This window comes from Actinoplanes solisilvae (assembly GCF_003999975.1).
Lineage (GTDB): Bacteria > Actinomycetota > Actinomycetes > Mycobacteriales > Micromonosporaceae > Actinoplanes > Actinoplanes solisilvae.
On sequence record NZ_RJAC01000009.1, the window covers coordinates 191511 to 206497 of the forward strand.

A 14987-nucleotide genomic window follows, 5' to 3' on the forward strand; every position below is an offset into this window, starting at 1 on the left:
TAGTCAGTTTGCGGCAGGTTCCGGCGCGACGGGGTGGCGCAGGCCCGGATGGCCCTCGGGCAGGGTGCGGCGGATGACCCACCAGCTCACCGCCAGGCACGCGGCGACCAGCGGCCAGGTCAGCGCCACGCGGGCCACGCCCAGGGCGAAGACCTGCCCCGCCGCGTAGAGGGGCAGGAACACCGCCACCCGTACGACGTACTGCAGCACCCACACCCAGCTCGCCCGGCTGTAGGAGCGCAACAGCGCCGGGTCGCGCCGCCACCGGGTGCGCTGGCCGAGCACGCCGCCGACGACCAGGCCCAGCAGGGGCCAGCGGATCACGATGCTGACCGCCCAGGCCAGGGCGCTCGCGGCGTTGCTGAACAGCTGGATGAGGAAGAAGTCTTCGGCGCGGCCGGTGCGCAGGGCGATCAGGGCGGCCACGCAGACGCCGAGCAGGCCGATCAGCACCGCGCGGGGTTTCTCGCCGCGGCGCAGGCGATAGATGGAGACGCCGAGGGCGCTCGCGACCGCGACGCCGGCGCCGGCCCAGATCGACTGGCCGGCGGCGAGCCAGCCGATCACGAAGCCGGCTGCGGGCAGGGTGGCGTCGAGCGCGGCGCGCCGCCCGTTCAGCAGCGTCGACAGCGACTCCGGCTGCGTCATCCCCCACCCCGTTCAACTCGCCAGGAAGGCAGTAAGGGAAGCCTAACCGCAGCCGGAGCCGGGTCTCACTCCAGGTGGAAAGTGGCGTCAAGCGTAGGCCGGCCAGGCTCGGGGCCCGGCCGGCTGTTCACTAAGCCTGTTTCGCTCGCAGGGATTCCTGATAGAGCTCCGCGTACGTGCGCGAGTCCTTGATGAGATCGTCGGCGAACGCGGCGACGTCGGTGCCGACGAGCTCCAGTACGCCCTGGCCGGACGCGGCTCCCTGCTCGAAGAAGTCGACGAGATCAGCGAGCAGATCGCCCTCGGACAGCTCGACCGGGCCAACCTTGAACAGGTATTTCTGCATCTCCTGATAGACGATGCGATAGTCGGGCGGCAGCGCCTTGACTCGGGCCACGTGTGCCCGCCACTGCTTCTTGCCCTCGAGAACGTCCTTGATGCCCACGTCAGCCTCCCAGCCGGCTCAGTTTGCGGGCGACGGTGCGGTTCAACTGCTCGCGCCACCGGTCGCGATAGGTGCGGGCGCCCTCGCCGCCGGCCAGCGCCGCGCAGAAGCCCGGGATGTCGTCGCCGAGCACCTCCTGGACGCTCTGCCCGTCGGCCACCGCCTCTTCGAGCAACCCCAGGGCGGCGTCGAGGATCGGCATCAGGTTGCGGCCGGTGAAGTCGCCGTAGCGGAAGAGACCAGCCGTGATCTGGTCCCACGCCGCGCGGTGCTCGGCCGGCAGGGCCTGCGCCCGGACCTCGAAGGCCTTCCACTCCCTGGTGAGATCGTTGCCCGTGATCGTGTCCCAGAAGCTCATCGCACACCCTCCTTGAGCTTGTCGATGCGTGACGAGACGTACTGCCATTTCGCCCAGAACTTCGCGAGCTCCGTACGCCCGGCGTCGTTGAGGGCGTAGAACTTGCGGGGCGGCCCCACCCCGGACGGTCGTTTCGTCACCTGGACGAGCCGGTTCCTCTCCAGCCGCAGCAGAATCGTGTAGACCGTGCCCTCGATGACGTCGGTGAAGCCGAGCTCGTTCAACCGGCGCGTGATGGCGTACCCGTAGGTCTCCTCGCCGCCGATGATCTCGAGCACGCAACCCTCGAGCGTGCCCTTCAACATCTCGGTCAGGTCGTCCAACGCGGCCCCCCATTGCGGTACTCGGTGTCACTAAGTACCGGTACAACGTATCACCGAGTAGCTCGCGATGTCGAATGCGGCGGCCCGGCTCCGACCAGGGGGTGTAATCGGGTTCGAAGCAGAGGAGACACGATCATGGGTACGGTCAGCACGGGCGCGACGATGTCGATCGACGGCTTCATCGCGGGGCCCGAGGACAGCGGCTTCGACCTGCTGTTCCAGTGGTACGGCAACGGCGACGTCGAAACACCGTCGGGCAGCCCGACCATCCCGCCGCTGCGCATGTCGGCGGCGAGCACCGAACTGGTGCGCGATCTACGGGCTCGGATGGGCGCCCTGATCGTCGGGCGTCACCTGTACGACTTCACGAACGCGTGGGGCGGGCGCCACCCCATGAACGTCACGACGGTCGTGCTCACGCACCGTCCGCCCGAGAACCGCCCGGTCGCCGACGAGAACTTCGTATTCGTCACCGGCGGCATCGAGGAGGCGGTCGCGACGGCCCAGAAGATCGCCGGCGACCGCGAGGTGGGCGTCAACGGCGGCCAGATGGCCCGGCAGTGCCTGGAGGCCGGCCTGCTCGACGAGGTGCACGTCGACCTGGTGCCGGTGCTGCTCGGCCGGGGCACCCCGTTCTTCGGCCAGTTCGCCGGCGCGCCCCTGCAACTCGACGGCCCGGTCAGCGTCGTCGAGGGCACCGGCGTCACCCACCTGCGCTACCTGGTGCGCCGCTGACCCGGCCGCCGCCCGTTCACCAGCAACGGGCGGCGGCTTTCGCGGGTCAGGCGCGGCGCGTACGCCTTCTGGTGAACGAGAAGCCGACCAGGCCGGCGACCGCGGCGAGGATGCCGCCGGTGGCCGTCCAGACCCAGCGCGACGAGAACTCGGGCACGAAGTCCCACGACGCGCCGGACTCCGGCTCCTCGGAAGCCGCCGGCGTCGGGACGTCCGCGAGCACGGCGCCCGGGCGGTTGACCGGGTTCAGGGGTGCGGACAGTTTGCCCTGGTCGGCTCCGGTGTCGCCCATCTCGGCGGTCAGCGTGAGGTCGACCTTCACGGGCAGGCCCAGATCGCGTTCCGGCATCTCAGTCGACGACAGGCGTACGAAATAGGTCCCGGGAAGCGGATCGAGGTCGGAGGGCTCGGCCCACGAGCGCACCTGCCGCAGCCGGCAACCGAGGGTGACCTCGGCGGTGTCGGCCGTGACGATCGGGCTCTGCTCCCCCGCCACGCACGGCTGGCGGCGTCGCAGACCGTCGAAGACCTCGATCGTCCACGCCTGCGGGCCGTGCCGGTCGGACGCCGCGGGCAGCGTGACCTTGGCCGTCAGGTCGGGCTGCTGCCCGGCGATCGTGGCGAACGACCAGTACAGGTAGTCACCGGTGACCGCGGCGACCTGCACGGGCTGACCCGCTGTCACGGGCGCGGCGGTCAGGAAGGAGGTGCCGGCGCTTCCCGCGCTCCCGGCGGGGGCCAGCAGCAGGGCGGCGGCGAGTGCGGCGTACATCAGTTCTCCCTCCACGTGGCGACCCACCAGCGGGTCAGCCAGCCGGCCAGAACACCGGCGATGAGACCGGCCACGATCAGGACCAGCAGGAACAGCCAGCCCCGCCCGAGGCCGGGGGCGTCGGGCGCGGTCGAGGCGGCGACCGTGTCGATGCTGAGCTCGAGCGGCATGCCGGGGGCGGCCGCCGGGGTCGACGACGCGAACGAGTTGCTGACGATCAGGCAGACCTCGGTGATGGCCTGTTCCGCTTCGCCGGCCTTTTCCTCCTCGCCGGCCTTCTCCTCCTCGGCTTTCCCGGCCGACCAGCGCAGACCTGACGAGATCACGTCGGCGCGGCCGCTGGCGGCGTCGAGACCGCGCACCAGTTCACGGCCGTTGGCGGTCACGGCCTTCAGCAGTACGCCGTAGTCGCGGTTGATCGGGCGGTCGAGCGCGACGCTGACCGAGGCCCGCAGCTCCTGCCCGGGCTGCAACGGCACGCGGTAGTACCGGTGCTCGCCGATCCGCTCCCGGTCGCTGTAGACGCCCGGGGACAGCGCGGGCGCCTGCTCGCACGATTTAGCGCCGGTGACCGCCGCGGGCGTGACCGGCGGCGGCACAGCAGCGCGGTCCACGAGTTGTTGCACGCGGTCGGTCAGTTCCTGCTCGCTCTTGGCCGACGCGAACGTGCCGCCGGTCGCGGTCGAGATGCAGACGAGCTGCTTGCGGGTCTTCTGGTCCGGGGTGAGGCCGAGCGTGTCCACGACCAGCTTGGTGCCCTTGGCGGCCAGCTCCCGCGCCACCGCGCACGGGTCTGGGGGCGTACACGTGTCTTCGCCGTCGGTGATGAGCACGATGCGCCGGGCCGAGCCGGCGGTGCCGAGATCTTCCGCGGCGCGACGCAGGGCCAGGCCGATCGGGGTGAAACCGGTCGGCTTCAGCTTGGCGATCGCGGCCTTGGCCTGGCCGCGGTCGACCGGGCCGACCGGGACGATCTGCTGGGTGTCCTGGCAGCCCTTCTTCTTGTCGTCGCCGGGATAGGTGGCGCCGAGCACCCGGATGCCGAGCTGCGTGGTCTCGGGCAGCGCGTCGACGACCTGGCCGAAGGCCCGCTTGGCCACCGCGATCCGGGTCTCGCCGTCGATGTCCTTGGCCCGCATCGAGCCGCTCACGTCGAGGACCAGCTCCACGCTCGGCGGCACGGCCTCCGGCTCGCCCTCGTCGGCATAGGCCGGAGCGTCACCTATCGCCCACAATGCGCTGATCATTCCGACTAATACCAGCATGGATAGTCTTTTGTGGATCACGCGGCAAGATCATAAAGAGTCCATCGGCGAGCATCACGCCGGGGCCGGTTGTCACGAATCGCCCGGCCTGTGTTGTCGGGACAGTGACCAACCCCGTACGGACGGAGTGAGATCTTGCCCGACTTCGCCGATTTTCCGGCACCGGCCGAAGGCATTCTGGCGACGCTGTTCATCACCGTGCGCGAGTTCGCGCGGTCCCGCGACTTCTACTCCCGTGTGCTGGGCGGCACCGTCGTGATCGACGAGAACCCGTGCATCGTGAAGCTGGCCAACACGTGGATCATCATGAACCCGGGCGGGCCGCCGACGCCCGACAAGCCCGGGATCACCGTGACCGACTACGAGCCGGGCGACACGACGTCGATCTTCATGAACCTGCGGGTGGCCGACATTCAGCAGTGCTACGAGACCTGGTCGGCCCGGGGCGCTGAATTTCTGACACCGCCGATCGACCGGGGGATCGAGATCCGCTGCTACATGCGCGACCCGGACGGCTATCTCATCGAGGTCGGCCAGTCCACCGGTCTGCTGCGGGGCGAGCACGCCGAGAAACGGCCGGAGGATCTCCCGGGCTGAGCCGACGTGACCACCCTGCACACCGGCAGCTCGGGCCACGCGCCCGCGGTACCGCCGCCGGGCAACACCCGCACAGCCCCCGGCGGGCAGCGCCCCACGGCACCCGCCAGGCAACGCCCCGCACGGCACCCGCCAGGCAGTGCCCCGCACGCCCTGTCGGGAGCCGCGTGAGCACCTAAGCTCGGATCATGCGCCTGGCCCACGTCACCGACCTGCACTTCGGGTCGGAGGAAGCGGCGGTGGTGGCCGGGTTGCGGGCCGACCTGATCGAGCAGAACCCCGACCGGGTGCTGGTCGGCGGCGATCTGACGATGCGGGCGCGCGACGACCAGTTCCGAGCCGCGCGGGAACTGCTCGACTCGGCCGGACGGCCCTGGACGTGCGTTCCCGGCAACCACGATCTGCCCCTCGACCGGCTGGCGCGGGCGACCAGACCCCTCGACGCGTACGAGCGGCTGGTCGATGCCGAAGCACAGCCGACGGTGCACGACGGCGGGTTACGGGTGCTCGGGCTGAGCACTCCCCGGCCGTACCTCTGGAAGGGTGGTCTGATCGACGCGGGGCAGGCTGAGCTGATCGGTTCGGCGCTCGCGGGGGCGGCCGATCTCAAGGTGCTGTTGCTGCATCATCCGGTGTTCCACTCGCCGCAGCGGCCGCACGAGACCCTGGTGCACGGCGCCGGACGAGCCCTGCAAGCGGCGGCCGAGGCCGGCGTCGACGTGGTGCTGTGCGGGCACGATCACGTGGCCGCGCAGATCGACCTGGCGACGGTCTGGCCGGGGTTGAACCGCCGCATGATCGGCCTGATGAGCGGGACCGCCTGTTCCCGGCGCGTGCGGGCCGGCGAGAGCCAGTCCTACACCCTGCTCGACCTCGCCGGCGATCGCCTATCGATTATCGTCCGGCGATGGCGTGACGACGCTTTCCACAGCTCCGACGTGACTGTGTGGCACCGCTCCCCCGGCGGCTGGGGACCGTGACCGTTCGCGCCGTCACGCTCCCGGTTTGACGGCGCGGGCCGTCACGCTCCCGGTTTGACGGCGCGGGCCGTCACGCTCCCGGTTTGACGGCGCGCGCCGTCACGCTCCCGGTTTGACGGCGCGGGCCGTCACGCTCCCGGTTTGACGGCGCGCGCCGTCACGCTCCCGGTTTGACGGCGCGGGTCGCGAAGTAGCCGGGCAGCCAGCCCGCGGTGGCGTCCGAGTGGTGCGGCGCCTCCTCGAACCCGGTGATGACGAAGCCCGCGGCGAGCTGGCCGCCGAGCTGCTCGGCCATGCTGTGGCTGTACTCCAGCGGCGCGTCCGCGCCGAAGAGCCGCTCGCGTTCCTCGGCCGGGAAGTGCGTGACGTCGCTGTACGGCAGCCGGTGCCGCACCACCAGTTCGCCGCGCTGGTCCAGCGCCTCGTGATCGAACAGGTAGACGTCCGGGTTGAGGAAACCGCACAGCAGCGCCCCGCCCGGCCGCAGCACCCGGAACGACTCCCGCCACACCGGGGCCAGCTCGGGGACGAACAGGTTCGAGACCGGGTTGAAGACCAGGTCGAACGAGGAGTCGGCGAACGCCGACAGGTCGCGCATGTCGCCGAGCATCGTCCGCAGCGGCACGTCGTCCCGCCGGGCGACCAGCTCGTCCTGCTCGAGCTGGCGCGGCGAGTTGTCCAGCACGGTGACCCGGGCCCCGGCCGCGGCGAGCGTCGGCCCTTGCTGGCCGCCGCCGGAGGCCAGGCACAACACGTCCACGCCGGACAGATCGGCGGGGAACCAGGAGCGGTCCACGGGTTGGTAGCCGATGAGCACGACCGACCAGTCACCGGCGCGGGCTTTGGCGACCGTCTCCGCGGAGATCGGCCGCGACCACTCGTTGCCCTGCTCGACCTGCCGGTCCCAGGCCACGCGGTTGTGCGCCACTGGATCAACACTCATCCGCCCACGCTATCCGCGCCCCGGACGTCGACGCGTACAGGGTGGGGATGTGGCGGCCCCGCAGATTCGGCTGCCGCATGACTGTCCGCTGTGTACGGTGCCCGCTACCATCCCCGCGTGGGAGAAGACCTGACGAGCCGGCTCTACGGCCTTGCCTGGCGGGTCACGCCGCGGTTGCCCGGCCCGATCGCCGCGCTCGTCTTCGATTCCGTCGCCGCCGGGATGCGCTGGTCCGGCGCAGGCGGGGTACACCAACTGCGGGTCAACCTGGCCCAGGTGCTCGGGCAGGCCGTCGACAGTCCCGCCGTGACCGCTGCGGCCGCCCGGGGCGTGCGCTCCTATCTGCGTTACTGGCGGGAGTTCTTCGCGCTCGCCGGCTGGAGCCGCGACCGGATCCGCGACGCCGTGGTCTTCGAGTCGTTGGACCGGGTGACCGCCGCCCGCGACGCCGGCCGCGGGGTGGTGCTGGCGCTGCCGCACAGCGGCAACTGGGACCTGGCCGGAGCCGCGCTGGTGCTGAGCGGGCACCGGTTCACCACGGTCGCGCAACGGCTGCGCCCGGAGCAGCTCTATCAGCGGTTCGTGAGCCACCGTGCGGCGCTCGGCATCGAGGTGCTCCCCGCCGACGAGACCCGGCGGGCGGTCACCACGCTCACCCGGCGGCTGCGTGCCGGCGAGGTGGTGTGCCTGGTCGCTGACCGGGACACGTCCGCGGCCGGCATCGGCGTGCGGTTCTGCGGTGGGCCGACGACGTTCCCGGCCGGGCCCGCGCAGCTGGCGTTGCGCACCGGGGCCGCGCTGCTGCCGGCGTCGCTCTGGTACGACGGTCCGCGGTTGCGGATCCGGATCCACCCGGAGATCGTCCCGTGCGGTGACGGCACCACCCGGGCCCGGGTGGCGGCTATGACGCAGCAGCTGGCCGACGTCTTCACGAGCGCCGTCCGCCGGCATCCGCACGACTGGCACGTGCTGCAACCGGTCTGGCCGGGCACCACCTGACCAGGGTTCAGAACGCCGGCTGGCCTGAGGCGACGCGGACGAGGGCGTTCAGGTCGCGGCGGGTCAGGGCGGCGGCGCGGCGGCCGGGGGTGAGGTGGCGGGGGACGCGGACGCGCAGCGCGCCGGGCAGGGACGTGAACCTCAGCGGCGGGGTCAGCAGCATCGCCTCGCCGTCGACCCCGGCCGGGACGTCGGCGGCCGAGTGCACCTCGAAGGACGGCGCTGCCCACTCCCCGCCCCGGCGGGCGCCGAGCGCGGTCACGACGCCGAGCGTGCCCGTGTCGAGGCGCGGGCGACCGCCGGCCCGGCCGACGCGCGTCAGGTCGTACGGGTTGTTGGACACCAGCACGAGTGACACGCCGCCCGAGACGCGGCCGCCGGGGCCGTCGAACGACAGGTCGAGCGGTGCGGCGGCCGGGCCGAGCAGATCGGGCAGCCGCCTCCCCCACGTACGGATCTTGGCTCGGCGGTAGCCCTTGGACCGCACCACCTCGGCGTAGACGCCCAGCGAGACGTTGTTCACGAAGATCTGCCCGTTGACCGAGCCCAGGTCGACGACCCGCTCGACCCCGTCGGTGAAGGCGTCCAGCGCGGCCGCCACGTCGGACCGGTCGAGGCCGAGATCGAGCGCGAAGTGGTTGCGGGTGCCGGCCGGCACGCAGACGTAGGCCACGCCGTGCCGGCGAGCCGTGGCCGCGACCAGCGCCTGCGACCCGTCACCGCCGGCCATGCCGAGCACGTCCGCGCCCTCGCAGATCGCGCGTTCGGCCAGTTCGGCCAGGTCGTCGCCGGGCATGAGGGTGACCGTCTTGATCCCGCGCGAGGATGCCGCGGCGGCCAGCCCGGCTCGTTCGGCCGCGCCGTCGCCGGACCGCGGATTGATCAGCAGGACGGGGTTACGGGCCGCCCCGACCGAGGAGCCGTGCGACACGTGCGACGGACCGAGCGCATAGCGGCCCGCGACCGCGAACACGATCAGCATGACCGCCTGCGTCAGGAACAGCGACAGCCCGAGCAGCACGACGAGGAGGACGCCCAGCGCCACCACCAGCACGGCGAGCCAGCGCAGCAGCCCCCGGCGCGTCAGGGCGTACCAGGCCCCGACAGTCACGACCGCGACCGAGGCCGCAAAAAGCAGGAAATTTCCGAAGTGCTGGACGGTGGTCTCGAGGGCGGCGGCGATCGCCAGCAGCGGCGCGCCGAGGGCGATCACCGCTGCCGCACGCCGCCCTCCGCTCGGCGGCGTCACCGTGGTCGTCGTGGAGGATCCGTTCCGGGTGGGAAGCCGGGGATGGTCGGCGCCCCGCCCTTGCCGTTGCTGACCTCGATCGTCACTACCCCACCCTTGACCGTACGCCCACTCGGGCTCGTCCCCGCCGCGGTGCCCGCCGGGCAGTTCGAGTCGGTCTCGCTGTTGGACGTCACGGCCATGAACCCGGCGCTCTCGAGCCGGTCGCGGGCACTGCCGATCGAGTCGCACTCGACGTCGGGGATGCGCCGCTGGTCGCCGTACACAAGCTTGCGGTTCTCAGGCCGCTTGAACTGCTCGCTCGGCCGGCCCTCCATGTAGTCGGCCAGCGTGCGGTAGACGGCCGGGTTGACCTGGGCGTGCTTGAGCCGGTCCTTGTGTGCCTGGTAGTCGGGGTTGACCAGGTAGCCGGCCACGACCAGCGAGGTGGTGCCGGCGATCAGCGAGGCGGTGCGGTCGCGGTCGGTGGTGCCGGTCTTGCCGAAGACGGGATGACCGACGACGTCGCGGGTCTGCGGGGCGGTCGCACCCGCGCACCCGCCGAGCCGGGCATTGTCACCGACCGGGCAGCGGGCCGCGTCCAGCGCCGCGCGGGCCACGTCGGGCGAGGTTGCGCGTTCGCAGCGGGGCTTGCCGAGGTCGAGGTTCTCGCCGGCGCGGGTGGTGATCTGCTCGATCGGGGTGGGTTCGCAGTGCAGGCCGTCGGCGGCCAGGGTCGCGTACGCCCCGGCCATGTCGAGCGGGGTGGTGGCCGAGACGCCGAGCGTGAAGGCGCCCCACTGGTGTGAATTGCCGGGCGCGGCCAGTTTCGCGTCTTCCTTGTCGCGGAACTTGATGCCGAAGCGTTTCGCGACATCGACGACGTTCTCGGCGCCGACGCGTTCCTCCAGCGGCACGAAGAACGTGTTGATCGAACGGCCGAAACCGGTCCACATGTTGTAGATGCCCTCGCCCCCGCCGCCGGAGTTCTGCGGGCACCAGAAATGAGTGCCGGGGCAGGCGGAGTCGTTGGAGCGCTCGATGATGTATTTCGATTTGTAGTACTTCTCCGCCTTGATCGTGTAGCGCAGCGGATAGCCCTTCTCCAGCGCCGCGATCAACGTGAAGATCTTCATGACCGAGCCGGCCTGATAACCGGTGATGTCGCCTCCACCGCTGATCAGCGGATTCACCGTACTAGGGGCGGAGCCTTTGATGCCCTGGCGGCGCTTGGCCGGGTCGGACGAGAGCGGGTTCTTCGCGTTGTTGAGCGAATACTTGCGGTTGGTGACGAGCATCCGCACCTTGCCGGTACGCGGTTCGACGGCCGCGAGCAGCAGCGCGTTCTTGTCCTTCTCGGCGATCAGATCGGCGACCCGGCCGCGCGCCTGCTTGGTGGCCTTGAGATCGATCGTGGTGGTGATGCGGTAGCCGCCGCTCTTGAGCCGGCGGTCACGCTCGTACGTGGTCGCCCCGAACTCGGGCCGCTCCATCCACCAGCGGTAGAAATAGTCGCAGAAGAATCCCCAGCTGTTGTTGGCCACCGACACGCACCCGTTGCCGACCGGCGCGACCTTGCGCGGGATCGCCTCCTTCTTGGCCGCCTCGGCCTGCTGCGGCGTGATCGCGCCCATCTCGAGCATTCCGGGGATCACGTACGCGTTGCGGCGCTGGCGGATCTCGTCGTAGCCGGTGCGGGTGGTCGGGTCGTAGAACGACGGCGCCCGCACGACCGCGGCCAGCAGCGCGGCCTCGCCGACGGTCAAGTCCTTGGGCCGCTTGTTGAAGTAGACCTTGCTGGCGGCGAAGATCCCGAACGTCTGCTTGCCGAACGGCGCGATGTTCAGGTAGCGCTCGAGAATCTGGTCCTTGCTGAGCTCCTGCTCGACCCTCATCGCGTACTTGATCTCGGTGATCTTGCGTTTGTTGGTGTCCTCGCTGGCCTTCACGACCTCCTGCGGGCTGGTCGCCGTATGGACCAGCGACATGCGCACCCATTGCATCGTGATCGTGGAGGCGCCCTGCTTGGAGTCGGACTTACCGCTGTTGTTCACGACGGCTCGTGCGATGCCCTTGAGGTCGACGCCGTTGTGCTTGTAGAACTCGCGGTCCTCGGCCGCCACCATCGCGTCGCGGATGGACTTCGACATGTCCTTGAGGGGCACGTCGCTGCGGAACTCGTCGTAGAACTGCGCGATCTGCGTACGGTTGTCGGCCGCGTAGACCCGGCTGATCTGGGGCGAGCTGAAATCCTTGAGCTCGCCGGGCAGGCTGGCGAAGGCCTCGTTGCCGGCCTTGGCCGTGAGCCCCGACATGGCCGCCACCGGGAACGCGGCCGCTGCCACCACGACCCCGGCGACCCCGCCGCACGTCACCAGAGCGAAGACGTTGAAGAAGACGTTGTGATCGCGCCTACGGAACCAGGAACTCACGGAACTCCCACCACCAGCGCCGGATCGGAAGCGAGCACTGTCTATTCCACCCTGCGATGTCAAGACGCGCGACCCCGCAAATCCCCCCGTTTCGCCCATACTTGGCTCCACTCAGGTCTACCTCGTCCGACCGGACAGCAAAACCCCACCACCGGCGTACGCCGCGAGCCGTCCCCCGGCCGAGGCCGGTACCCAGCGAAAGGCAGTCATGTCCGCGACCTTCACCGTGCGGGACGTCCCGTTCAGCCACCCGGGATCCTGGTTCTGCGTCTCCCCGGTCAGAGACGACCCGCGCCGACGATCCGCACCTGGTCTCGCACCGGCAGGGCATGCACCCGATCCTGCGGCTCGAGGCCCGGCACAACGGTGCCCGCGCCGACGCCCGGCTCTCGGCCGACCCCGCCCGGCTGAGCTGGGAACACCCGGCCGGCCGGGTGGACCTGGTCTACGAGTCGGCCGACGCCGTACGCCTCCGGGGCTCGGGCCTGGGCCTGCGTCTGACGGCCGCCGAGCTCGCCACGTACGTGCTGTGGTCGGCCACGGTCGCCCCGGCCGGCGTCCTCGGCCGCCCCGCCGTGTTGATGTCCAAGCACTGGATGGACAAGGTCTGGAGCTGGGATCATTGCTTCAACGCCCTGGCCCTGGCCGTCGGCGACCCGGGCCTGGCCCGGCACCAGTTCCAGCTCCCCTTCGACCACCAGGACGCGACCGGTGCGCTGCCCGACTCGGTCACCCACTCCGAGGTGCTGCACAACCTACACCTGGACTGCCGCCGCCTATCTGATCCTCGCCGGGGACGCGCGGCGGCGGAGTTCTTCCTGAGACGGCATCGCGGTGGGCGGAGCCGCGAATGCCCCGCCCACCGCGGAGTCGTCAGGCGCGCGGACTCCACTGCTGGTTGGTGCCGCCGTGGCAGGCCCAGAGGTGGAGCTTCGTGCCGTTGGCGGTGCCGTAGGCGCTGGCGTCCACGCACAGCCCGGACTGCGCGCCGGTGATGGTGCCGTCGGCGTTGAAGTTCCACTGCTGGTTGGCCTGGCCGTTGCAGTCCCAGATGATCACGGGGGTGCCGTTGGCGGTGCCGCCGCCCGAGGCGTCCAGGCATTTGGAGCCGTACACGGTCAGTTGCCGGCTCGGGGTGGCGGTCCAGCGCTGATTGGTCCCGCCGTGACAGTCCCAGAGCTGAACCTGGGTGCCGTTGGCCGTGCTGGACCCACCCACCTCGGCGCAGCGGCCGGACGGCCCGCCGACGAGGAGCACGTTCTGGCGGACGGAGCCGCTGCTCGGTCCGGCGGCCGCCATCACCGCCTGCGCCCCGGCGGGCCAGTTTCCTCCGCTCACCGTCACATTGCCGGACACGACGTTGCCCCGGTCGCCGTTGGTGACGTTGGTGCTGCCGTTGGTCGACCAGTTCCCGGTGACGGTGAAGTTGCCCATGTTCTCGGCGAACCAGTAGTTGGCGGTGGCCCACGTGCCGGTCGACGAGAACACGTTGTTCCGGGCCGTGTAGTAGCGGGAGCCCTCGTCGAAGTAGATGCCGAAGTAGCCGTTGGTCCGCAGGCAGTAGTTGTCGTTGATCAGGCCGCCCGGGTTGGCCGACAGGGTGTAGATGCAGCCGCCGTCGTTCATCTGCCGCATGACGTCGTGGACGTAGTTGCCGGTCAGGACGTTGTTCGAGGCGGTGGTGGCCGTGCTGTAGCGCGGCTGGTAGTTGTACAGGCCCCGGTCGGCGTAGTGGTTGCTGCCGCCCGCGTCGTTCGCGCCCCAGCCGTAACCGATCGACATCCCGGTGTACGGCATGTTGTAGACCTCGTTGTGCGAGATCGTCGCGGTGGAGACGTACGTGGTCAGGACCGACACGATCCCCCGGTGCTCGACCCCGAGATCGTGCAGCCGGTTGTTGCTGACGGTGATGTTCCGGTTGACCATGCGCTGGTCGGAGGGGTGGTGCGCGTCGGCCCGGACCCCGCCGACGACGATGCCGCCGGCCGAGTTACGCGCGATCTCCGAGCCGGTGACCGTGACGTCGGCCGTGCCCAGCCCGACGCCGCTGGTGTGGGCCGTGGCGTCGTTGCCGATGCCGATCGCGGTCTGGCCGAGGTTGATGAACTGCGAGTCGGCGAAGGTGACGTCGGAGGCCGCGGACACCTGCACGGCCGCGGGTGACTGGAACCAGTTGGGCCGGGTCGCCTCGAACTGCGGGCAGCCGTTGTGGCACGACGAGAAGGCGGGCCAGCTCCAGTTGCCGCCGATGTAGGCGCCGGTCTGCTGATCCGCGTAGCCCTGGGCGCCGCTGGGCCCGAGCCAGCTCGTCCCGGTGAAGGTGATCCCCGTGAAGGTGACGTGGTGGGCCGGAGCGGCGTAGGTGCCACCGATGCTGAGCAGAGAGTCGAGCACGGGCAGCTCCACACTGGCGGTACTCATGCTCTGACCGGCGAGCGGGATGTACGACAACGCGCCGGTGCTCGGGTCGAGGTGCCACTCCCCCGCCGTGTCGAGGAACTCGTAGGCGTTGCTGAGGTAGAGCGGGCCGGCCCGGTGCGGGCTGGTGAACGTGTCGTACCCGAAGTTGTTGTTGCTCCAGCCGGGCTGCTGCATCGTGATCAGATTCCCGGCGATGGTCTGCACCGACACGTATCGGTCGGTGAACGAGCCGACGCTCTCCATCTGGACGCGACTGTCGGCGGCCAGGTTGTTGAGGTAGGTCAGCGCGCTGCTGGTGAACCGCATCCCGGTGCTGTCGGCCGTGAAGTCGGCCCGGTTGAGCTGGGTGCGCGCCCTGGTGGCGATGGCCCCGTCGACGTAGAGCTGCCGGCTGTCGCGGCCCGCACCGACGTTGGCCCGCCAGATGTTGCGCCCGGAGTCCACGAGCGACCATCCGGTGACGGCCCGGGCCCCGCTGATCACGGGCCGGGCCGACGGCGCCGCCTGCCACACGACGCGGTAGCCGTTCGTGCCGGAGTCGGCGGCGGTGAGGCGCAGCGGCGACGCCAGCCGGTAGACCCCGCCCGCGAGTTGCACGACGATGTCGCCGGTCATGGAGCTGTTGATCGACCGCACCAGGGTCTGCGCGGCGGTCAGGGAGCACGGCTGGGCGCTGGTGCAGCCGCTGCCGGTGCCGGAGGGGGACGCGTAGAGGGTCGTGGTGGCGGCGAGGGCGGGTGCGGCTGAGCCGGTCACCGCGACGGCGGCGGCCAGCACGGCGGCCGCGGCCCCGGCGAGCAACCTTCGCGATGCCGGGGAGGACGGAGGTACGGACACTGTT

The 14987-nt window shown here is 70.5% G+C and carries 14 protein-coding genes and 1 pseudogene; 5 read left to right on the plus strand and 10 right to left on the minus strand.

Annotated features, from left to right (window positions below; genetic code table 11):
• Positions 1 to 3: 3 nt before the first annotated feature.
• From EER30_RS23595 to EER30_RS23610, 4 genes are all read right to left on the minus strand, one after another.
• On the minus strand, positions 4 to 648 hold the full coding sequence (locus EER30_RS23595; RefSeq protein WP_127502683.1) for a DUF3159 domain-containing protein: 645 nt from the start codon (positions 646 to 648) through the stop codon (positions 4 to 6).
• A gap of 130 nt (positions 649 to 778) precedes the next feature.
• On the minus strand, positions 779 to 1093 hold the full coding sequence (locus tag EER30_RS23600) for a DUF1048 domain-containing protein (protein WP_127502684.1): 315 nt from the start codon (positions 1091 to 1093) through the stop codon (positions 779 to 781).
• A 1-nt stretch (position 1094) separates the two neighbouring features.
• On the minus strand, positions 1095 to 1451 hold the full coding sequence (locus tag EER30_RS23605; RefSeq protein WP_127502685.1) for a DUF1048 domain-containing protein: 357 nt from the start codon (positions 1449 to 1451) through the stop codon (positions 1095 to 1097).
• Positions 1448 to 1774 (minus strand): PadR family transcriptional regulator, encoded by a 327-nt coding sequence (locus EER30_RS23610; RefSeq protein ID WP_127502686.1) that lies wholly within the window; start codon positions 1772 to 1774, stop codon positions 1448 to 1450. Before EER30_RS23610 ends, EER30_RS23605 begins: the two co-directional genes overlap by 4 nt.
• Positions 1775 to 1909: 135 nt before the next feature.
• Between EER30_RS23610 and EER30_RS23615 the strand changes: the two genes are divergently transcribed.
• The gene (locus EER30_RS23615; protein WP_127502687.1) at positions 1910 to 2509 is read left to right on the plus strand and encodes a dihydrofolate reductase family protein; all 600 of its coding nucleotides are present in this window, start codon (positions 1910 to 1912) and stop codon (positions 2507 to 2509) included.
• 46 nt (positions 2510 to 2555) lie between these two features.
• Here EER30_RS23615 and EER30_RS23620 read toward each other — a convergent pair whose 3' ends face one another.
• Both EER30_RS23620 and EER30_RS23625 read right to left on the minus strand, forming a co-directional pair.
• On the minus strand, positions 2556 to 3281 hold the full coding sequence (locus tag EER30_RS23620; RefSeq protein WP_240670260.1) for a peptidase: 726 nt from the start codon (positions 3279 to 3281) through the stop codon (positions 2556 to 2558).
• Positions 3281 to 4567, minus strand: a complete 1287-nt coding sequence (locus EER30_RS23625) for a VWA domain-containing protein (protein ID WP_432417562.1) — start codon at positions 4565 to 4567, stop codon at positions 3281 to 3283. The genes EER30_RS23620 and EER30_RS23625 overlap by 1 nt, the downstream gene beginning before the upstream one ends.
• Before the next feature lie 114 nt (positions 4568 to 4681).
• Here EER30_RS23625 and EER30_RS23630 point away from each other — a divergent pair, with 114 nt between their 5' ends.
• Both EER30_RS23630 and EER30_RS23635 read left to right on the plus strand, forming a co-directional pair.
• The gene (locus tag EER30_RS23630) at positions 4682 to 5143 is read left to right on the plus strand and encodes a VOC family protein (protein WP_205650380.1); all 462 of its coding nucleotides are present in this window, start codon (positions 4682 to 4684) and stop codon (positions 5141 to 5143) included.
• A 188-nt stretch (positions 5144 to 5331) separates the two neighbouring features.
• Positions 5332 to 6123, plus strand: coding sequence for a metallophosphoesterase family protein (locus EER30_RS23635; protein WP_127502691.1), 792 nt, complete (start codon positions 5332 to 5334; stop codon positions 6121 to 6123).
• Positions 6124 to 6280: 157 nt separating this feature from the next.
• Here the strand turns inward: EER30_RS23635 and EER30_RS23640 are convergent, their stop codons facing one another.
• The gene (locus EER30_RS23640) at positions 6281 to 7066 is read right to left on the minus strand and encodes a class I SAM-dependent methyltransferase (protein ID WP_127502692.1); all 786 of its coding nucleotides are present in this window, start codon (positions 7064 to 7066) and stop codon (positions 6281 to 6283) included.
• Positions 7067 to 7183: 117 nt separating this feature from the next.
• Here EER30_RS23640 and EER30_RS23645 point away from each other — a divergent pair, with 117 nt between their 5' ends.
• Complete coding sequence (locus EER30_RS23645) at positions 7184 to 8065, plus strand: phosphatidylinositol mannoside acyltransferase (RefSeq protein ID WP_127502693.1); 882 nt, start codon at positions 7184 to 7186, stop codon at positions 8063 to 8065.
• Positions 8066 to 8072: 7 nt separating this feature from the next.
• Here the strand turns inward: EER30_RS23645 and EER30_RS23650 are convergent, their stop codons facing one another.
• Positions 8073 to 9314: a diacylglycerol/lipid kinase family protein gene (locus EER30_RS23650; RefSeq protein WP_127502694.1), complete on the minus strand. Its 1242-nt coding sequence runs from the start codon at positions 9312 to 9314 to the stop codon at positions 8073 to 8075.
• The gene (locus EER30_RS23655) at positions 9311 to 11725 is read right to left on the minus strand and encodes a penicillin-binding protein (RefSeq protein WP_127502695.1); all 2415 of its coding nucleotides are present in this window, start codon (positions 11723 to 11725) and stop codon (positions 9311 to 9313) included. Before EER30_RS23655 ends, EER30_RS23650 begins: the two co-directional genes overlap by 4 nt.
• 596 nt (positions 11726 to 12321) lie before the next feature.
• Between EER30_RS23655 and EER30_RS49995 the strand changes: the two are divergent.
• Positions 12322 to 12447: pseudogene (locus tag EER30_RS49995) on the plus strand (hypothetical protein); the annotation flags it as partial.
• Between the two features lie 151 nt (positions 12448 to 12598).
• Here the strand turns inward: EER30_RS49995 and EER30_RS23665 are convergent.
• Complete coding sequence (locus EER30_RS23665; protein ID WP_127502696.1) at positions 12599 to 14983, minus strand: ricin-type beta-trefoil lectin domain protein; 2385 nt, start codon at positions 14981 to 14983, stop codon at positions 12599 to 12601.
• Positions 14984 to 14987: the final 4 nt, after the last annotated feature.